We start from the raw sequence: 19,063 nt of genomic DNA on the forward strand, positions 1-19,063 counted from the left end.
TCGCCTCCCGACGCCGATCCGGCCCGCCGATCCGGCCCGGCCGACCAACATCGACAGACCTGCATCTCATCGTGAAACATTGTCTCGCAATGTGAGCGACATTACCCTTGGTGGCAGACCCACACCCAGTGGCGCGGCTGGGCAACACCGCGCAGCGTCCCGCACCTGTGGAGCACGTCCCGATGACCGAACAGCAGCGCACCGCCCCGGCCACAGCGCAGACCGCGACCGAGGACCGGCCCGTCGCGCCCTTCGACCACCACTCGGCCGAGTGCAACACCGACCCGGTGGGCTACTACCGGGAGTTCCGGCAGACCTGCCCGGTGGGTCGTACCGACGCGCACGGCGGCTTCGTCTACACCACCCGGTACGCCGACGTGGTCCGGATCGCCCGCGACGACGACACGTTCTCCTCCGCGCGGACCACGGCCGGCGGCGACGGCACCGCCATCGTCATCCCCCGGGGACCCGGCCTGGAGCAGTACCCGATCGAGCTGGACCCGCCCGCCGCGACCGGCTACCGCGACCTGATCAACCCGCTGCTCACCCAGGACGCGGTGGCCGAGTTGGCTCCGATGGTCGCCCGGCACACCACCCGGGTGGTGGACGCCTTCATCGCCGAGGGGTCGGTGGACTTCGTCCGCGACCTGACCAACCCGCTGCCGGCCGCCGTCACCCTCGACTGGCTGGGCTTCCCCGAATCCGACTGGGCCAAGCTGGCCGGCCCGATCCACGACATCTTCGCCGCGCTGCCCGGCAGCGAGCGGGCCGTCCGGGGGGCCGCCGGCCTGGCCTACCTGGACCAGCGGATCCGGGAGCTGATCGTCGAGCGGCGGGCCGCGCCGACCGGCGACGCGGTGAGCTACCTGGCCGCCCAGCGCCGCGGAGACGGGGAACTGTTCGCCGCCGACGAGCTGGTCTCGGTCATCGGGCTGCTGATCGCCGGCGGGGTGGACACCACCACCTCGCTGACCGGTTCCACCCTGGTACACCTGAGCCGCCACCCGGAGGACCGGCAGCGCCTGATCGACTCCCCCGACCTGCTGCTCACCGCCACCGACGAGTTCCTGCGGGTGTTCGCCCCGTCGCAGTCGATGGCGCGTACCGTCCGCACCGACACCGAGGTCGGCGGCTGCCCGGTCGCCGCCGGCGAGCGGGTGCTGATCCCCTGGGTCGCGGCGAACCACGACCCGGTGGTGTTCCCCGAGCCCGAGCAGCTCCGGTTGGACCGCGACGCCGCCCGGCACCTGAGCTTCGGCATCGGCACCCACCGCTGCGCGGGCGCCCACCTGGCCCGGCTGATGTTCCGCGAGATGATCACGCAGGTGCTCACCAGGCTGCCCGACTTCCGGGTCGTGGAGGAGGGCCTCGTCGCCTACCCCACCCGGGGCAACCAGAGCGGCTGGGACGCCATCCCGGCCGTCTTCACTCCGGGTCCCCGTCGCGACGCCGACGCGGCGGGGACCCGGCCCGCCGCCAGCCTGACCGGCGACCGGGACCTGGTCATGGCGGCCACCACCACCGCCACCGACGAGGTGCTGGAGGTACGCCTGGCCGACCCGACCGGCGCGGAGCTGCCGCCCTGGGCACCCGGTGCGCACCTGGAGGTGCGGCTGCCGTCCGGGCGGGTCCGGCAGTACTCGCTCTGCGGCGACCCGGCCGACACCCGGCACTACCGGATCGCGGCCCTGCGCGAGCCGGCCGGCCGGGGTGGTTCGGTGGAGCTGCACGCGCTGGCCCGCGCGGGCGTCACCCTCTCGGTGCGCGGCCCACGCAACCACTTCCCACTCGTCGACGCCCCCGGCTACCTCTTCCTCGCCGGCGGCATCGGGATCACCCCGATCCTGGCGATGGCCCGCGAGGCCGACCGCCGGGGCGTGCCGTTCCGGCTGGTGTACGGCGGGCGTACCCGCGCCTCGATGGCCTTCGTCGACGAGGTGCTGGCGCTGGCCGGGGACCGGGCCACCCTGCTGCCGCAGGACGAGGCCGGCCTGCCCGACCTGCGGGCGCTGCTCGACGCCACCGGGCCGGACACCGCCGTCTACTGCTGCGGGCCGAGCGGCATGATCGACGCGCTGGAGCGGGTCTGCGCCGCGACGGACCGGTCGGGGCAGCTGCACGTCGAGCGGTTCACCGCCGGTGACGACCTGGAGGTCGCCTTCGACCCGGCGACGAACACCGAGTTCGAGGTCCACCTGGCGCGCACCGGGGCGACCCTGCGGGTGCCACGGGACCGCCGCATGATCGACGTGCTGCGCGAGGTGGTGCCGGGCCTGACGTACGACTGCGAGAAGGGCTACTGCGGCGCGTGCGAGACCCGGGTGCTGGCCGGCACGCCGGAACACCGCGACTCGCTGCTCACCGACGAGGAGCGCGCCGCCGGCCGCAGCATGATGATCTGTGTCGGCAGGTGCCGCTCGGAGCGGCTGGTGCTCGACCTTTGACATCCTCCTCGCCCTCAAGGACGAGGATTCCCTCCACGCTGCGTGTGGAACACGTGGCGTCCGGGTGGGTTACCGCTTCACTGCGCGGTGCCGGAACGAATCCCGGTCTTACCTGCGCTCCACGGTCGTTGAAGTCCGCCTGTCCGGCGGCCTTGACATTCTTCGCGGCGTTGACGTCCCGGTCGTGGTGACTGCCGCACGGGCAGTCCCACTCCCGGTCGTTCAGCGCCATCTTGTCGTTGATCCGTCCGCAGCCGGAGCACATCCGGGTGGACGGGAAGAACCGGTCCACCCGGCCAAAGGTACGCCCATACCGCTGCGCCTTGTACTCCAGCATGCCGGTGAAACCGGCCCAGCCCGCGTCGTGCACGGACTTGGCGAGCCGGGTCCGGCCGAGACCGACGACGCACAGGTCTTCGACGTACACCGCTTGGCTGTCGCGAATGATCGCCGTGGAGAGCTTGTGCTGCCAGTCCCGCCGGGTATCGGCCACCCGCGCGTGAGCGCGAGCGACCTGCACGACGGCTTTCTTGCGGCGGTTGCTGCCCTTGGTCTTGCGGGACAGGGCCTGCCGCAACCGCTTGAGCTTGCGCGCCGCGCGGCGCAGGAACTTCGGGGCGGTCACCTTCGTGCCGTCGGACATGACCGCGAAATGGGTCAAGCCCAGGTCGATACCGATCTCGGAGTCGACCGGCGGCAGGGTTTCGTCGTCGGTGGTGACGACGAACGAGGCGAAGTACCGCCCGGCTGCATCCTTGATCACGGTGACCGAGGTCGGTTCGGACGACAGGTTGCGTGACCAGCGGACCGTGAGGTCGCCGATCTTCGGCAACCGCAGGCGGCCGTTGTCGAGGACCTTGAACCGGGCGTTGCGGGTGAACCGGATCGCCTGCCGGTTGTCCTTACGGGACCGGAACCGAGGCGGGGCGACCTTGCGGCCCTGGCGTTTGCCGGACAGCGAGTTGAAGAAGTTGCGGTACGCGGTGTTCAGGTCCGCGAGGGCCTGCTGTAACACCACCGCCGACACTTCGCCCAGCCAGGCCCGTTCCTCGGTGGCCTTGGCCTGGGTGATAACCCGCTTCGACAGGTCGCCGTCGGAGATGCACTTCTCGCCTGCCTCCCGCGCCATCTGGCGCAGCCTGAGCCCGTCGTTGAAAACCACCCGCGCGCACCCGAACACCCTGGCCAGCTCGATCTGCTGGCCGGGCGTCGGGTAGACGCGGAACTGGTAACGGAGCTGCACGATCATCACGGCCCGGCCCTCCCCTTGGGGCCGGCCCGTGCGGCTGTCCACCGACGAGCTATCCGGCCCTGGCCTCCCCAGGGCCGGGCTGCCCTCATGGCCGGGCTGCCCTCATGGCCGGGCTGCCCTCATGGCCGGGCTGCCCTCATGGCCGGGCCGGGCGTCGCGTGGCACGGCCGGCCGCAGCCGGACGGCCCGCCCCAGGCGGTGGACAGACACGGACGGCCCGCCGCGCCACGACACTGGGGCGCTGCGGGCCGTCCTGACGAGGGGCCGGTGGGTCAGTTGCCCCACTCGAAGTTGGGCTCGACCGCCTCGGCGATGCGGAACCGGCCACCCGGCGCGAGGACGACGGCCTCCCGGTCGGTCACCACGTGCTTGCCGAAGCTGTCGACGAGCGGCCGGCCGACGTCGCGCTTGAGCCACAGGCGCAGCAGGTGCCGACGACGCTCCGGCTCCGGGAAGTCGACGTAACCGGTACGCGAGTGCAGGGCGGCGTAGTTCAGCAGCCACTGCACGTCGCCGGGCTGGAAGTCCATGTCCAGCGCCAGGCCGGCGGACTGGGACACCTCGTCGTAGAGGTGCAGCAACTCGATCTGCGCCTCGGTGAGCCGGGGCACCTCCGGGTAGTCCTGCGCCGAGAAGATCATCGAGCTACCGGCGTAGGTGCTGAACACCCCGTCGACGTAGCTGCAGATCGGCGAGGTGTAGGTCTTCGCCGGGGCCTCGTGGTCCTGCTTGTACCAGTCCCAGTGCCACGGCTCGAACAGCAGCGGCGCGAGGTCCGGCCGGCGGCGCAGGATCTCGTTGTAGATGGTGGTGCCGCTGACCAGGCTGCTCGCCCCGCCGGCCTTGGCCGCCCGCAGGCACATCAGCGCCACCACGTCGGAGCTGTCGGAGTGGAACGGCAGCCGGTCGCGGACCCGCGACGGCAGGGCCGACGGGTCGTCGAGGGTCTTGTTGGAGGTGGCGATGACGTGGTCGAGCACGTCGCCCATCTGGTTCTGCCCCATCGGCACGCCGAGGTGCAGCCCCATCAGGAAGAAGATGGCCCCGGCGAGGGTGTCGCCGTACTCCTCCGTGCGCAGACCCCGGACCAGGATGAACCCGCGTCCGGAGTCGAGCTGGCGGGCGCACTCCTCGTTGAGCACGGCGCAGGCCGGCAGCGGGTAGTCGGCGGCGGTCACCGTACGCAGGTCGGGGTCGTCGGCGACGAACCGGCGGCCGACGGTCTCCAGCTCGGCGCGCTCGGCGTCGCTGAGCTGGTAGACCCATTCGGTCGAGGTACGCAGCTCGTCGCCGCGCCAGGCGGACGGGCCGGAGATGGGGGCGAGATCGATTGCGGTGGTCATGATGGTGCGCTCCGAGGTTCGGTTCTGCGGATAAGGGTCGGTGTCCCGGCGGGGGCGAGGCCACTCACCGGGTGGAACAACGACGTGGGCGACCGCCGGGTCCCGATCGGGGGACGGCGGGCCGATCCATCAGAACGGGGTCTGCGGGTCCCCGGCGGCGGTCCCGGGGCGCATGCCCTCCCGCGGCGGGTGCACCCGCAGCGGCTCCTCGTAACCGCGCACCAGCAATCCAGGACCTTGCGGTACTCGGATCATGGCGTCTCCTGCGGCTGGCGATTGTCGTTCCAGGCTAACCAACCCCTGTCACGCCGTCAACAGAGACGGCATCTCGCAATCCGCATCGCCTCAGGCTCGGCGGGTGTTGAGGCGGCCGGCCTGGCGGAGCAGATGATCGCGTTCGGCGAGGTGGGCGGCCCGCCGGGCCGCCTCGGCGTACAGCCGGGCCGCCGTCGCCAGGTCACCGGCGCGCTCGTGCAGGTACGCCGCCACGGCGGTGTGGCGGGGCACCGCCGGGTCCACCGCCGCGAGGGCCGCCAGACCGGCACGCGCCCCGTCGGCCTCGCCGACCGCCACCGCGCGGTTGAGCCGGACCACCGGACTGTCGGTCAGCCGCAGCAGTTCGTCGTACCACTCGACGATCTGCACCCAGTCGGTCTCCTCGGCGGTGGGCGCGTCGGCGTGCAGCGCCGCGATCGCGGCCTGGGCCTGGAACTCGCCCAACCGGTCCCGGGCCAGGGCCGCCTGGAGAATCCGCACCCCCTCGGCGATCAGTGCGGTGTCCCACCGGGTGCGGTCCTGCGCCGCGAGCGGCACCAGGGCGCCGTCGGGCGCGGTCCGGGCGGCGCGTCGGGCGTGGTGCAACAGCATCAGGGCGAGCAGCCCGGCCACCTCGGGGTGGTCGATCGCCGCCGCGAGCTGCCGGGTGAGCCGGACCGCCTCGGCGGCGAGGTCGACGGCACCGGAGTAGCCCTCGTTGAAGACCAGGTACAGCACCCGCAGCACGGTGGCGACGTCCCCCGGCTGGTCGAACCGTACGCCGGACACGGTGCGCTTGGCCCGGCTGATCCGCTGCGCCATGGTCGCCTCCGGCACCAGGTACGCCTGGGCGATCTGGCGGGTGGTCAGCCCGCCCACGGCGCGCAGGGTCAACGCGACCGCCGACGACGGGGTCAACGCCGGGTGGGCGCACAGGAAGTAGAGCTGGAGCGTGTCGTCCAGCCCGGACGCGGGCCCGGGGACCGGTTCCTCGACGACGACGTCCTCCCGCCGACGGCGGGCGGCGTCCGCCCGGGTGGCGTCGAGGAACCGGTGCCAGGCGACCGTGACCAGCCAACCCTTCGGATCCCGGGGCGGATCGGCAGGCCAGACCCCGACCGCCTGCACCAGCGCGTCCTGCACGGCGTCCTCGGCCGCCGCGAAGTCGGCTCCCCGGCGGACCAGCACCCCGAGCACCTCCGGGGTGAGGCGGCGCAGCAGGTCGGCGTCCATCAGGTCACTCGGTGATGGTCGGCGGCTCGGTCAGGAACGGGCGCAGCTCCAGCCACTCGTGGATCGGCTTCCCGCCCGCCCCAGGGGCGGCCGACAGCTCCCCGGCCAGCTCGACGGCGCGCTGGTAGCTGTCGACGTCGATCACCATCCAGCCGGCGATGAGGTCCTTGGTCTCGGCGAAGGGGCCGTCGGTGACAGGTGGACGGCCCTCGCCGTCGTAGCGGACGAACGTCCCCTCGGGGGCGAGCGCCTGACCGTCGACGAACTCCCCGGTGCCCTCCAGCCGGGCCGCGAAGTCGTTCATGTACTGGATGTGCGCCGAGATCTCCTCGGGCGTCCACTGGTCCGTCGGTACGTCGTTGACCGCGGCCGGAGCGCCCCGGTAGTGCTTGAGCAGCAGGTACTTCGCCATCGGTGTTCTCCTCGGTGCCGGTACGACAGCCATTCTGGCCGCGTTTCACCCCGGGGACGACGCCGGCTCCCCGTTCTCGACATCACGGGTGGGTTCTTTTTTCCGCCGGAGGTGCCGGCTGTGGTGACCGCCGGCTCACCGTTCGACCAGTTGCCGTACCCGCAGCCGTCGGATCGCCGAGACCCGCTCCGTGGCACGAGGTGGTCGGGTCGCGGGCAGCCGCACCGTGAACACCGCTCCCTGGTGCGGACGGCCCTCGGCCTCGATGGTGCCCCGGTGGCTCGTGACGACCTCCTGGAGCAGGGCCAGCCCCAGCCCGAAGCGATGCTCCCCGGAGCCTCCGCCCCGGTGGAACCGGTCGAAGATGCGCCGGGCGTCCGCCTGGTCGAACCCGTCCCCGGTGTCCGCGACCACGAACTCGGCGTAGTCGCCGCCGGCCCGTAGCGACACGTCGATACGCCCCCCGGGGGGCGTATGGGCGAGCGCGTTGGCGAGCAGCTCACCGGCGACCCGACGTAACGCCGACTCGACCCCCGACACCGGCAGCGGGTCACCGGGCAGGTCCACGGTCAGGGTGATCTGGCGTTCGGCGGCCCGGTCCGCCTCGGCGGCGACCGCCGCCCCGACGAGCCCGGTGAGGTCGACCGACGGGTACGTCCGGCGGTCGGCGGGGGCGGCGGCGAGCTGGGCGGAGAGCAGCAGGTCGTCCACGATCTCACCGAGTCGGCGGGTGCCGCCGATCAGTCGGTCCAGGTCCTCCAGGTGCACGGCGTTGCCACCGCTACGCGCCCGCCGGGCCATCAGCTGGGCGCGGATGTGCACCTGGGCGATCGGCGTACGCAGCTCGTGGCTGGCGTCGGCGATGAACCGGCGCTGCCGGGTCAGCGCCTCGGCGAGCGGCGCGACGGCCCGACGACCGACGAGCGCGCCGGTGAGCACGGCGACGAGCAGTCCGACCGCCGCGGCGAGGCTGAACGCCAGCAGCAGGTGCCGGCGGTCGGACAACTGGAAGCGCGCGTCGAACACGGCCTGGACGACCATCCCGTCGTCCCGGGACTCGGTGCGCACGTGGTAGGTCGTGCCGTTGCGGGTGACGGCGTCGATCTCGGTCCTCCCGGTGGCCGCCACCGCTGACAGCGCACCGGCCAGCGGGAAGCCGGGCGGGGGCGGGTTGACGCCGGTGTCCACCGTCTTTCCGTCGTACTGGAAGATCCAGCTGCATGCGGGCGGGCCGGCGATGACCGCGTGGCTGGTGCCCCAGGCCAGCTCGCGCTGGATCTGGGCCTCCTGGCTGCGGACCAGGACGGCGTAGGAGATGCCGCCGGCCGACAACAGCAGGCCCCCGATGGCCAACCCGACCAGCAGGCCGATCCGCAGCCGGGCCCGGCGGACCATCGCCTGCTCCACCAGCTCCATCAGAGCGCTCCGATCCGGTAGCCCAGCCCGTGCACGGTACGGATCACCGCCCGGCCGAGTTTGCGGCGGAGGTAGTAGACGTAGGTGTCCACCATCGATGCCGCCGCGGCCTCGTCGAAGACCCGACGGCGAAGCTCCGCCCGGGAGTGCACGAGGTTCGGTTGGGCCGCCAGCACCCGCAGCAGCTCGAACTCGCGGGCGGACAGCGCCACCCGGGTGCCGTCGGCCAGCACCGCGTCGCGGGGCGTCAGGTCGAGCAGTCCGGCGCCGATGCGCAGGACGTTGGCCGACTCGGCGGTGCGCCGGCACAACGCCCGGATCCGGGCCGTCAGTTCGTCCAGGTCGAAGGGTTTCATCAGATAGTCGTCGGCGCCCGCGTCCAGGCCGGCGATCCGGTCGCCCACCGTGCCGAGCGCGGTGAGCATCAGCGCGCGGGCCGGGATCTTCCGCGAGCGTAACCGGGTGACCAGGTCGAGCCCGTCGAGCGCCGGCAACATCCGGTCGATCACCATCACGTCGTAGGTGCGGGTCAGTCCGAGATGGAGACCACGTTGGCCGTCCGAGGCGTGGTCGACGACGAACCCGTCACCGACCAGTGTCTCGGTGAGCAGACCGGCCAGTTCCTCGTCGTCCTCGACCAACAGCAACCGGTTCGGTCCTCCCCCGCGCATGCGTCCACAATCGCACAGAGTGCGGCTAAATAGTGATAGCTATCTTTTTATCATTTCGCTACCGCGAGCACCGGGGGCCGGACGCCGGTGCCCCTGCGGGCCTCCCGTCGTTCGATCCAGCTCAGCAACGGCGTCGTCATCATCGTGGTGACCAGCGCCACCACCACCAGCACCGTGAACAACGACGAGTTCACGATGCCCGCCTCCAACCCGACGTTGAGCGCGATGAGCTGCATCAGTCCCCGGGCGTTCATCAGCGCGCCCACCCGCAACGCGACGCCCTGCGACTCACCCCGGAACCGGGCCGCCGACCAGCAGGCCCCGAACTTGCCGACGATCGCCACGGTCACACAGGCCACCGCGAAGAGCAGCACCGGCGCGCTGCCCAGCAGCCCGAACTCCGTACGCAGCCCCGAATAGGTGAAGAACAACGGCAGGAAGACCGTCGCGGCGACCGGGGTGAGGGTGTCCACCACCCGGTCGGTGTTGTCGGTGCGCGGCATCACCACCCCGACCGCGAACGCGCCGAAGACCGCGTACAGGCCGATCTCGTCGGTGTACCAGGCGACCAGGAAGAGCAGGGCCACCGTGCCGAGCACCCGGGCGCCGTCGTTGAGGCGGGGACTGGTCATCAGCGCCGAGGTCACCCGCCGCCCGCAGAGCCAGAGCAGCAGCGCGAACAGGACCGCGCCACCGGCGGTGACGATCGCCGGCCCGGCCCGGCCGGAGGCGAAGGCCAGCACCACGGCCAGCATGATCCAGGCGACCATGTCGTCGAGCGCGCCGCTGGCCAGGGACAGGGTGCCGTGCCTGGTCCCGGCGTGCCCGCGTTCGGTGATGATCCGGGCCAGCATCGGAAAGGCGGTGATGGCCAGCGCCACCCCGACGAACGCGGCCGACACGCCGATCGACGTCCCGTCGGCCCGCATCGGCACCGCGTCCGCGGTCACCAGGACCAGCCCCACCCCCAGCACGAGCGGCGCGGTCACCCCGGCCAACGACACCAGCCCGGCGGTGCCGACGAGGCCGGTGACCCGGTGGGAGGTGAACGCGTACCCGGCCTGGAACATGAACAGCACCAGGCCGACCTGACCCACCACGTAGAGGACCGGGAGCAGGGCGGTCGGGAACAGGGCGTCCTTCACCTCCGGCAGGACGAGCCCGAGCAGCGACGGGCCGAGCAGCACGCCGGCGAGCATCTCGCTGACCACGGCGGGCTGACCCACCCGGCCGAGCAGCCAGGCCACCGCCTTGCAGAAGATCAGGATCACCGCGACCGCGATGAAGAACCGTGGTGCCAACTGTGTCGGGGTCACCGGACCGCCTCCTCGAAGTAGGTGGTGCACAACCGTTGCCGTCGGGCGTCGACGACCATCCAGGCGCCGAACACGAGTTGCCGGACACTGCGCCCCACGTCGGCCCAGCGGTCCCGCCACCGCATCGCGGCCAGCCGGAACCGTCCCGGGCCGGTCACCCCGGCCGGGGTCAGGTAGGCCGGGCCCCGGCTGGGCAGCGACCGGCTGTGCGCGACCGAGGACGCCAGGGCGTACCGGCGCAGCACCTCGCGGGTCGCGGCGCGCATCATCACCGGCGCGACCCCGCGCGCCGGGCAGGCCCGGTTCGCGGTGACGCCGTACGGGATGAAACGGGCGTCCCGGCGGCTGAGCGTGCGCCACCGGTCCGGGTCGAACCGTTCGTCGGCGGCCGACCCGCTGCGCTGGAACGCCAGGTAGTTGAAGAGCAGCACCGAGCCGGCAGGCAGGGTGACCCCGGTGGGCAGCACGATCGGCGCGGACGTGATCCGGTGGGCCACGCCGAAGAGCGGGTGCACCCGCAGCGTCTCGTCGATCACCCGGTCCAGCGCGTCGTCGTCGTCGAGGCCACGCTGGAGGTCCGGGCGGGTGGCCAGGGCCAGCAGCACGTGGGCCATCGCCTCGGACATCTGCACCACGGCGGTGGTGCCGAACGCCCCGTGCAGGTACCAGGCCGTCTCCTCGGTGGTGAACGGCGCCGGCAGCGTCACCGGGCAGGTGCCCGCCTCGACCCGCCCGCGCAGATACCTGGTCAGCGGGTCACGCCGGTCCAGGTGCCGCAGCCCGGTGCACTTCAGGGCGGCGGCCACGTCGGCGGCGTTGGCGACGATCAGCGCCCGGACCGACGGCGGGCAGACCTCGCCGAAGATCAGCTCGTGGAAGACCTCCGCCCACACCGGCATCATCAGGTCCCGCAGCCGGACGTGGTGGATCCGCCCGGCCGGCAGCTCGTCGAGCACCCGCCGGGTGGCCGCGGTGGCGAGCGCGTCGGCCCGCTGCGGGCGCAGGGCGAGCACCCGCCGGGTCACCCCGGCCACCGTCCGGTAGCGCTCCCCCGGCTCCAGGTGCTCCTGGTGCATGTGCGGCCCGGGTGAGAGCCAGTACCAGAACAGGTCGGAGAGGCCGGCACCCCGACTACGCCCGTCCGCCGCCGGGTCCGCGTAGACCCGTTCGAAGTGTTCGACGTCGACGAGCGGGCCCGGCACCGGGATGCCCTCCCCGCCGTTGACCTTGGCGAACACCCACTGGCGCAGCCGCACCACAGTCGCCGGCAGCCAGCGCGGCAGGGTCCAGCCCACCCCGAGCGCGACCAGCACGACCAGCCCGACCGGCCCGCTCATCCCGGGGCCCCGGTGCTGACCAGGTCGACGCCGAGGTCGCCCGGTCGGGCGGCACCGACAAGCGCCAACGCCCGGTCGAGGTCGGCGCGCAGAAGTTCCAGCACGTGCCGCACCCCGACCGCGCCGCCCACCGCCAACCCCCAGAGCACCGGGCGGCCGACCAGCACGGCCGTCGCGCCGAGCGCCAGCGCGACCACCACGTCGACGCCCCGCCGCAGGCCACCGTCGACAAGCACCGGCACCCGTCCGCCGACGGCCGCCACGACGGCCGGCAACGCGTCCAGGGTGGCCAGCGCCCCGTCGAGCTGCCGGCCGCCGTGGTTGGAGACCAGCACCCCGTCCACCCCGTGGTCGACGGCCAGTCGGGCGTCGTCCGGGTGCAGCACCCCCTTGAGCAGGATGGGCAGCGAGGTGAGCCCGCGCAGCACGGAGATCAGCTCCCAGCCCGTCCCGTCGTTCATCTCGACGTCCCGGACCCGGCCGTTCGCGTCGCGCATGTTCTCGCAGACCAGGCCGGGCGGCAGGTCGACGAAGCCGTGCCGCAGGTCGCGCTCGCGCCGACCGAACACGGGCGAGTCGACAGTGACGACCAGGGCCCGGCAGCCGGCGGCCACCGCCCGCCGGACCACGGTGCTGGTGAACGCCAGGTCCGCGTGCGGATAGAGCTGGAACCACAGCGGCCCGCCGGCCGCCGCGATCTCCTCGACCGGCCGGGTGGCCGCCATGCTCACCACCATGACCGTGCCGGCGTCGGCGGCGGCCCGCGCGGTGGCCACCTCGCCGTCCGGGTGGGCCAGCCGGTGGAACGCGGTCGGCGCGACCAGCACCGGCATCGAGACCGCATCACCGAACAGCGAGATCCGCAGGTCGCGTGCGCCGGTGCCGCGCAGCACCCGGGGCCGCAGCCAGCGCCGGGCGAAGGCCGCCTCGTTGGCCCGCAGGGTACGTTCGTCGCCCGCCCCGCCCGCGAAGAAGTCCCAGTGCACCGGGTCGAGGCGACGCCGGGCGGCGGCGGCCACGTCGGCCAGGTTGAGCCCCACCTCGTCGGCGGCCGGCACGTCAGTCCCCGACACTGCTCAGGCAGCGGTCGACGAAGGCGGCCAACGGCGTCACGTGCACCTCCGGCCGGTCCCACCGGTTCTCCAGGTTCTCGGCAAGGTGGTGGGTGGCGACCACCTGCCCCGCCCGGTGGTGGCGCACCACCGGATGCAGGTACGCGGCGTCGTGCGCCTGACCGACGACGTCCTGCGCCACCCGGCGGACGGTGACGTCGAACGGGTCCACCTGGTCGTGCTCCGGGCCGTACTCCAGGGTGACCACGAAGGCGTCGGAATGGTCGTGGTCGGCCGTCCGCAGGCCGGTCTGGGCGAAGTACTCCACCGGCACCTCCTCGTGGTAGCGGGCGTCGGAACCGGCCACGGTGACCACGTCGGCGAGGACACCGAACTGCTGCCACAGGGCGGAGGTGCGGTTGACCCGGGCGATGACGGCGTCGGCGATCGACGCGCCGCTGGCGTCCAGCTTCTCCGCCGGCCACGGCGTGTCCCCGTACCGGCGTTCGAGGATCCGGTGCAGGGCCCGTACGCCGTAGCGGAAGCCGTGGATGAACCCGTTGGTCGAGCGCTTGAAGTCCCGCTCCTGGGTGATGGTGCCGGCGAAGAACAGGTCGGGCACGTTGACCGACTCCCACTGCGCGGTCTGCGCCGGGAAACGGTCCCGGATCGCCAGCTCCGGCCGGCAGGAGTCGTCGAAGATCGACGCGTCGAAGGCGAAGCCGGTGCAGACGAGCACCCGGTCGTAGCGCAGTTCCTTGGTCACCTCGTCGGCGCGGGAGAACGCGAACGTCACCGTGTAGCCGTCGTCGTCGCGGGTGATCCGCCGGACGTGGCCGTCCAGGATCGCGTTCGCCGACTTCAACTGGTAGGTGTCAAGGAAGTTGTTGTTCACCGCGCGCAGGTGCCCGACGTAGTGGGTGCGCCAGGCCATCCGCACCGAACTCGGCCCGGCGAGGTGGATCAGGGTGGTGGTCTCCATCAGGCTGTCCGCGGTCTCGAAGGCGGAGTTGCCCTTGCCGATGATCAGCACCTTCTGGTCGAGGTAGTCGCGCGGGTCGACGGGCATGTCCGCGTACCGCTCGGCCAGTTCCAGGCCCGGGATGTCCGGCAGGTAGGGCCGGGACACGCCGGTGGCGACGACCACCCGCCGGGCCCGGAAGGTCTCCCCCGCCCGCACCTCGAAGACCCCGTCCACCTTGGACACCGAGGTCACCCGGGTGCCGTAGCGCACCTTCACCCCGGTCTTCGCGGCGAAGTCGGCCAGGTAGCGGACCATCTGGTCGGCATCCGGGAAGTACCGCTCGGTGTACGTGGTGAACCGCAGCGCCGGGTCGTCGGTGAGCAGCGAGTTCCAGTCCAGCCGCAGGTTCTCCTCCGGGTCGTCGGAGCCGGTGTGCGGCTTGTTGATGGAGATGAGCTGCCGGTGCCGGGGATAGGTGGCGAAGAACGCGCCGGGGATGTCAGCGCCCTCCAGCACCAGATAGTCGCGCCGGCCGTCGGCCTCCAGCAGCGCGGCCAGTTGCAGGCCGGCGGGTCCGGCTCCGATGATCAGGTAGTCAAGCGTCACGACGGCCATCCAGGGTGAGAGAGGTCAGCGAGAGTCCGAGTTCGTCCACGACGTCGGCGGCCCGCCGCACGTCGCCGTCCAACGGCCGGTCCGGGTCGACCGGGGGGATCGCCGCGACCAGCGCCGCCAGCGCCTCGCCGCAGCCCGGCGCGGTCGGCGTCCGCGCCCCCACGTACGCGGCCTGCCGCAGCCCCAGCGCCAGCGACCCGACGATCAGCCGGAGCAGCCCGGCCTGGTCCCATACCCGCAGGGCGGCCTGGGTGCCGAGCGGGATGACGTCCTGGTTGTGCAGGTTGGTCGGCAGGCTCTGCATGCTCGCCGGCACGGCGTCCCGGCGGATCTCGGCGATCAGCGCGGTCGAGGCCAACTGCACCCCCTGGAGCCCGTGCTGCTGCCCCGGGCCGGCGGCCAGCATCGGCGGCAGGCCACCGTTGCGGTGCGGGTCGACGAGCAGGTCGAGTTGCCGTTCGGCGAGGTTTCCCACCTGCGCCACCACCATCGACAGCAGGTCGGCGGCGAACGCGGCCGGCTGCCCGAAGAAGTTGCCGCCGTGCACCACCAGATCGTCGTCGGGGAAGAACAGCGGGTTGTCACTGACGCTGCCCAGGTCGGCGGTGACCACGGAATCGACGTGCCGCAACGCGTCCTCGGCCGCACCGAGCAGTTGCGGCGCGCACCGGATGCTGTACGGCTCCTGCAACGGGCGCTCGCCGGACGGGACCAGCCCGGCACCGACCCGCCGCATGGACGCGCCCACGTCGATCGCGCCCGGATGGCCGTACGCCCGCAGCAGCCGGGCGTCGAGGAACTGCGGATCAGCCCCGAGCAGGTCGGCCAGCAGGCAGGTGAGCACCTGCACCGCCCGGTGCGCGGCGCGGACGGCGGACAACGCCAGCGCGGTCGCCGCAGTGGTCAGCGAGGTGCCGTTGACCAGGGCCAGGGCGTCCCGACCGTCCAACGGCAGCGGTTGCAGGCCCGCCTTCTCCAACGCCTCGGCCGCCGGTAGGCGTACCCCGTCGAGGTAGGCGTGGCCGCGACCGCGCAGCGCCTGGGCCGCCGCGCCCAGCGGGATCAGGTCACCGCTGGCGCCCACCGAACCCAGCCTCGGCACCGCGGGCACGAAGGTGGTGCCGAGCATCGCCGCCAACGCGTCGACCACGTGCGGCGACACCCCCGACGCGCCCCGGGCCAGCGACCACGCCCGCACCAGCACCGTCGCCCGGACGATCTCGGGGGCGAGGTCCGGACCCTGGCCGGCACCGAGGTGGGCGAGGGTGTTGTCGGCCTGGTCGCGCAGGTCGGCCCGGCCCGCGTACCCGACCAGGGCACCGAAACCGGTGGTGCTGCCGTACACCGCGCGGTCCTCGCCGAGCACCTCGGACAGGAACCGGCGGGTGGTGGTGACCCGGTCGCGGACCGCCGACCCGACCACCACCCGGACCGGATCGCGGGCGGCGCTCAGGTCGGCGATCCGCAGCGGGGCTGCGAGATCGATCTCTGTCGTCATGTGACCGGACCCTAGAGACGAAATCTCAGAACGCTCTGAAATCAGGCCGATACGGTGCGCCGCATGACGCTCGACTACCTGATCATCGGAGCCGGGCCGGCGGGGCTCCAGCTCGCCGCCCTGTTGGAGCGCGACGGACGCGACCACCTGGTGCTGGAGGCCGGACCGACGCCGGGGACGTTCTTCGCCACCTATCCGCGGCACCGGAAACTGATCTCCATCAACAAGGTCTGGACCGGTTCCGACGATCCGGAGTTCAACCTGCGCTCCGACTGGAACTCGCTGCTCACCGACGACCCCGCGCTGCGGTTCGGCAACTTCAGCCGGCGCTACTTCCCGGACGCGGCCGACCTGGTGCGCTACCTCGCCGCCTTCGCCGAGGGCCTGCGGATCCGCTACGACACCCGGGTCACCCGGATCGCCCGCGACGGCGGACTGTTCACAGTCGAGACCGACACCGACACCCTGACCGCCCGCCGGGTCGTCGTCGCCACCGGCGTCTCCCAGCTGTACGTCCCGCCGATCGACGGCGTCGACCTCGCCGAGCGGTACGACACCGTCAGCGTGGACCCGGACGACTTCACCAACCAGCGGGTCCTCGTCATCGGCAAGGGCAACTCGGCCTTCGAGACCGCCGACGCCCTGGTCGAGACCGCCGCGGTGATCCACGTCGCCGGCCCGCACTCGATCCGGCTGGCCTGGCAGACCCACTACGTCGGGCACCTGCGCGCGGTGAACAACAACTTCCTCGACACCTACCAGCTCAAGTCGCAGAACGCGGTGCTCGACGGCACCGTCGAGCGGATCGCCCGACGTGACGACGGCGGCTACCGGGTCGACTTCCGGTACGCCCGGACCCGCGAGTCGATCCGGCAGCTCGACTACGACCGGGTCATCCTCTGCACCGGCTTCCGGTTCGACGCGAGCATCTTCGACCCGTCGGCCCGGCCCCGGCTGGTCATCGACGACCGCTTCCCCGAGCAGACCTCCGGCTTCGAGTCGGTGAACGTGCCCGGCCTGTACTTCGCCGGCACCCTCACCCAGCAACGCGACTTCAAGCGCTCGACGAACGGCTTCATCCACGGCTTCCGGTACGGCGTACGCGCCCTGCACCGGATGCTCGCCGCCCGGCACCACGGCACCCCGTGGCCGTCCACCACGCTGGACGGCACCCCGGAGGCGATCACCGACGCGATCATCTCCCGGATCAACCGGACCTCGGCGCTGTGGCAGCAGTTCGGCGTCCTCGGCGACGTCGTGGTCATCTCCGACGGCACCGCGCGCTACCACGAGGAGGTGCCGGTCGCCCACCTGCGCGACGGTGGCCTCGGCCCCGAACCGTTCGCCCTGGTGACCACCCTGGAGTACGGCCCGGACCACGACCAGGTCGACCCGTTCGACGTCACGATCCCCCGGATCGCCGAGAACGACGCCGAACGCGCCCACGACGCCAGCTACCTGCACCCCGTCGTCCGGGTGCACCGGGGCGGCCGGGTCGTCGCCACGCACCACCTGGCGGAGAACCTGGAGAACAACTGGGACATCCCCGGCGTACACCAGCAACCCCTCGCGCAGTTCCTCAAGGGTGTGCTGACCGATGCCGGGGACGTGCCGTCCGATGCCGGCTGAGCCCGACCCGGCCGGGCTGCTCTCGGCGGAGCACGACCCGGCCGGGCTGCTGCCGGCTGAGTCCGGCCCGGTCGTCCCGAAGTCGGCGGGGGACGGCCGGGCAGGTCGCCGCGCGGCGACCGGCGAGCCGGCCGGCGGGACCGCCACCGGTGGTGAGGTCTGGCCGCAGCCCGTGCTGCGGCTGCTCGCCACCGGTGGCGACCGGCCGGTGTTCGAGGACGGCGACCGGATCGTCGACGCGACCGAGATGTCGGGGCTGGTGCGGCGCGTCGCCGCCGGGCTGCGCGCCGCCGGCATCGGGCCGGGTACCGGGGTGGCGCTGCGGCTCGGGGTCACCCCGGAGGCCTTCGCCGCCGTCGTCGCGGCGTTCGCCGTGGGCGCCCGGGTGTCCGGGCTCCGGCCCGAGCTGACCCCGACGCACCACGACCGGATGCCCGGCGGCGGCGACGCGTTGCTCGTCGACGACGCCCGGCTCGCCACGCTGGCGCGGACCCCCGACGACGGCACCCCGCTTGTCGCCGCCGGCCGGCCCGCCGACATCGCGAGGATCACCTGGACCAGCGGCAGCACCGGCAGTCCCAAGGGCTGCGCCCAGACGTACGCGGCGATGAGCGCGGCCTGGGCGCCGTACCCGGACCGGTGGCCGCCGGCGATCGCCGAACTCGCCCCCCGGCTGGGGCGCTACCTCGTCTTCGGCTCGCTGAGCAGCCAGGTGATGCTGGAGTACGGCATCCTCACCCTCGCCGCGGGCGGCACCCTGGTCGCCGCCCGCCCGCCGGGCTTCCCCGGCATGGTCACCCGGCACCGGGCCACGGCGAGTGTGATCACCGTCGGCAAGCTGCACCAACTCGTCCGCGACCAGCGCACCGACCCGGTCGACCTGGGCAGCCTGCGCGCCCTCGTCGTCTCCGGCTCCCCGCTCACCGCGTCCCGGCTCGCCGAGGCGCTCGACGTGCTCGGCCCGGTGGTCTTCCACGGCTACGGCCAGACCGAGACCGGCATGATCGCGATGGTGACCCCGGGCGAGCTGCTGGCCGACCCGGGCAGGCTCGCCTCGGTCGGCCGGGCACCCGCCGTGGTCGACCTGTCGATCCGGGACGCGGACGGCCGCCCCGCCACCGAGGGTGAACTCTTCGTCCGGACCCCGGCGCAGGCCACCGCCTACTGGGCGGACCCGGTCGAGACCGCCGACGTGTTCACCGACGGCTGGGTGCGCACCCGCGACCTGGCCCGGCTGGACGCCGACGGCTACCTGCACCTGGCCGGTCGGGTCCGGGACGTCGTCATCGTCAACGCCAACCTGGTGTACGCCGGCCCGATCGAACGGGTCCTCGCCGCCGACCCCTCGGTCGCCGAGGCGTACGTGGTCGGCCGCCCCGACGACGTCACCGGCGAGGCGGTGCACGCGTACGTGGTGCCGGCCGCCGGCCACTCGCCGGATGCCGGACGGTTACGCGCCCGGGTCGTGGCGGCCCTGGGGGAGGCCGCGGCCCCGAGGACCGTCGAAGAGATCACGGGGGTCCCCGTCGGGCCGAGCGGCAAACCCGACAAACATGCCCTGGGCGCGGTGGGCCGCTCCTGAGTCGTCGGACAGCACACGCGGACGTCGCGATGGTGTGCTGGCGC

At 72.7% G+C, this 19,063-nt stretch carries 15 protein-coding genes; 3 read left to right on the plus strand and 12 right to left on the minus strand.

The window, feature by feature from the left end; translation table 11 throughout:
• Positions 1 to 110: 110 nt before the first annotated feature.
• Complete coding sequence (locus AC0AIB_RS05120; protein ID WP_328348115.1) at positions 111 to 2,444, plus strand: cytochrome P450/oxidoreductase; 2,334 nt, start codon at positions 111 to 113, stop codon at positions 2,442 to 2,444.
• On the opposite strand, the gene AC0AIB_RS05125 is transcribed toward AC0AIB_RS05120, so the two are convergent.
• From AC0AIB_RS05125 to AC0AIB_RS05180, 12 genes are all read right to left on the minus strand, one after another.
• Positions 2,359 to 3,693, minus strand: a complete 1,335-nt coding sequence (locus tag AC0AIB_RS05125; RefSeq protein ID WP_465096159.1) for an RNA-guided endonuclease InsQ/TnpB family protein — start codon at positions 3,691 to 3,693, stop codon at positions 2,359 to 2,361. The genes AC0AIB_RS05120 and AC0AIB_RS05125 overlap by 86 nt on opposite strands.
• 275 nt (positions 3,694 to 3,968) lie before the next feature.
• On the minus strand, positions 3,969 to 5,039 hold the full coding sequence (locus tag AC0AIB_RS05130) for a TauD/TfdA family dioxygenase (protein ID WP_465096117.1): 1,071 nt from the start codon (positions 5,037 to 5,039) through the stop codon (positions 3,969 to 3,971).
• A 129-nt stretch (positions 5,040 to 5,168) separates the two neighbouring features.
• Entirely contained in the window at positions 5,169 to 5,294 is a 126-nt protein-coding gene (locus AC0AIB_RS05135) for a hypothetical protein (RefSeq protein ID WP_269458973.1), read from the minus strand.
• Between the two features lie 90 nt (positions 5,295 to 5,384).
• Positions 5,385 to 6,527: an RNA polymerase sigma factor gene (locus tag AC0AIB_RS05140; RefSeq protein ID WP_328348120.1), complete on the minus strand. Its 1,143-nt coding sequence runs from the start codon at positions 6,525 to 6,527 to the stop codon at positions 5,385 to 5,387.
• A 4-nt stretch (positions 6,528 to 6,531) separates the two neighbouring features.
• Positions 6,532 to 6,939: a YciI family protein gene (locus AC0AIB_RS05145; RefSeq protein WP_465096118.1), complete on the minus strand. Its 408-nt coding sequence runs from the start codon at positions 6,937 to 6,939 to the stop codon at positions 6,532 to 6,534.
• A 135-nt stretch (positions 6,940 to 7,074) separates the two neighbouring features.
• Positions 7,075 to 8,355: a sensor histidine kinase gene (locus AC0AIB_RS05150; RefSeq protein ID WP_465096119.1), complete on the minus strand. Its 1,281-nt coding sequence runs from the start codon at positions 8,353 to 8,355 to the stop codon at positions 7,075 to 7,077.
• Positions 8,355 to 9,002, minus strand: coding sequence for a response regulator transcription factor (locus AC0AIB_RS05155; protein WP_328348125.1), 648 nt, complete (start codon positions 9,000 to 9,002; stop codon positions 8,355 to 8,357). Before AC0AIB_RS05155 ends, AC0AIB_RS05150 begins: the two co-directional genes overlap by 1 nt.
• A 74-nt stretch (positions 9,003 to 9,076) precedes the next feature.
• A complete protein-coding gene (locus AC0AIB_RS05160) occupies positions 9,077 to 10,342 on the minus strand; it encodes a cation:proton antiporter (RefSeq protein ID WP_328348127.1) in 1,266 nt (421 codons plus the stop codon).
• On the minus strand, positions 10,339 to 11,679 hold the full coding sequence (locus AC0AIB_RS05165; protein ID WP_328348129.1) for a cytochrome P450: 1,341 nt from the start codon (positions 11,677 to 11,679) through the stop codon (positions 10,339 to 10,341). The genes AC0AIB_RS05160 and AC0AIB_RS05165 overlap by 4 nt, the downstream gene beginning before the upstream one ends.
• Positions 11,676 to 12,737 (minus strand): alpha-hydroxy acid oxidase, encoded by a 1,062-nt coding sequence (locus AC0AIB_RS05170; protein WP_328348131.1) that lies wholly within the window; start codon positions 12,735 to 12,737, stop codon positions 11,676 to 11,678. The genes AC0AIB_RS05165 and AC0AIB_RS05170 overlap by 4 nt, the downstream gene beginning before the upstream one ends.
• 1 nt (position 12,738) lies before the next feature.
• On the minus strand, positions 12,739 to 14,301 hold the full coding sequence (locus AC0AIB_RS05175; protein WP_442930762.1) for an FAD-dependent oxidoreductase: 1,563 nt from the start codon (positions 14,299 to 14,301) through the stop codon (positions 12,739 to 12,741).
• The gene (locus tag AC0AIB_RS05180) at positions 14,291 to 15,808 is read right to left on the minus strand and encodes an HAL/PAL/TAL family ammonia-lyase (RefSeq protein WP_328348134.1); all 1,518 of its coding nucleotides are present in this window, start codon (positions 15,806 to 15,808) and stop codon (positions 14,291 to 14,293) included. The genes AC0AIB_RS05175 and AC0AIB_RS05180 overlap by 11 nt, the downstream gene beginning before the upstream one ends.
• Positions 15,809 to 15,871: 63 nt before the next feature.
• Here AC0AIB_RS05180 and AC0AIB_RS05185 point away from each other — a divergent pair, with 63 nt between their 5' ends.
• Both AC0AIB_RS05185 and AC0AIB_RS05190 read left to right on the plus strand, forming a co-directional pair.
• On the plus strand, positions 15,872 to 17,437 hold the full coding sequence (locus tag AC0AIB_RS05185; RefSeq protein WP_328348136.1) for an NAD(P)-binding domain-containing protein: 1,566 nt from the start codon (positions 15,872 to 15,874) through the stop codon (positions 17,435 to 17,437).
• Positions 17,427 to 19,019, plus strand: coding sequence for a class I adenylate-forming enzyme family protein (locus tag AC0AIB_RS05190; RefSeq protein WP_465096120.1), 1,593 nt, complete (start codon positions 17,427 to 17,429; stop codon positions 19,017 to 19,019). Before AC0AIB_RS05185 ends, AC0AIB_RS05190 begins: the two co-directional genes overlap by 11 nt.
• Positions 19,020 to 19,063 lie beyond the last annotated feature (44 nt).

This window comes from Micromonospora sp. DSM 43699 (assembly GCF_055517075.1).

Coding starts and splice junctions, on each gene's coding strand:
- AC0AIB_RS05180 (WP_328348134.1), bottom strand. CDS start 15,808: ATGACGACAGAGATCGATCTCGCAGCCCCGCTGCGGATCGCCGACCTG.
- AC0AIB_RS05150 (WP_465096119.1), bottom strand. CDS start 8,355: ATGGAGCTGGTGGAGCAGGCGATGGTCCGCCGGGCCCGGCTGCGGATC.
- AC0AIB_RS05130 (WP_465096117.1), bottom strand. CDS start 5,039: ATGACCACCGCAATCGATCTCGCCCCCATCTCCGGCCCGTCCGCCTGG.
- AC0AIB_RS05140 (WP_328348120.1), bottom strand. CDS start 6,527: ATGGACGCCGACCTGCTGCGCCGCCTCACCCCGGAGGTGCTCGGGGTG.
- AC0AIB_RS05165 (WP_328348129.1), bottom strand. CDS start 11,679: ATGAGCGGGCCGGTCGGGCTGGTCGTGCTGGTCGCGCTCGGGGTGGGC.
- AC0AIB_RS05135 (WP_269458973.1), bottom strand. CDS start 5,294: ATGATCCGAGTACCGCAAGGTCCTGGATTGCTGGTGCGCGGTTACGAG.
- AC0AIB_RS05190 (WP_465096120.1), top strand. CDS start 17,427: ATGCCGGCTGAGCCCGACCCGGCCGGGCTGCTCTCGGCGGAGCACGAC.
- AC0AIB_RS05185 (WP_328348136.1), top strand. CDS start 15,872: ATGACGCTCGACTACCTGATCATCGGAGCCGGGCCGGCGGGGCTCCAG.
- AC0AIB_RS05125 (WP_465096159.1), bottom strand. CDS start 3,693: ATGATCGTGCAGCTCCGTTACCAGTTCCGCGTCTACCCGACGCCCGGC.
- AC0AIB_RS05145 (WP_465096118.1), bottom strand. CDS start 6,939: ATGGCGAAGTACCTGCTGCTCAAGCACTACCGGGGCGCTCCGGCCGCG.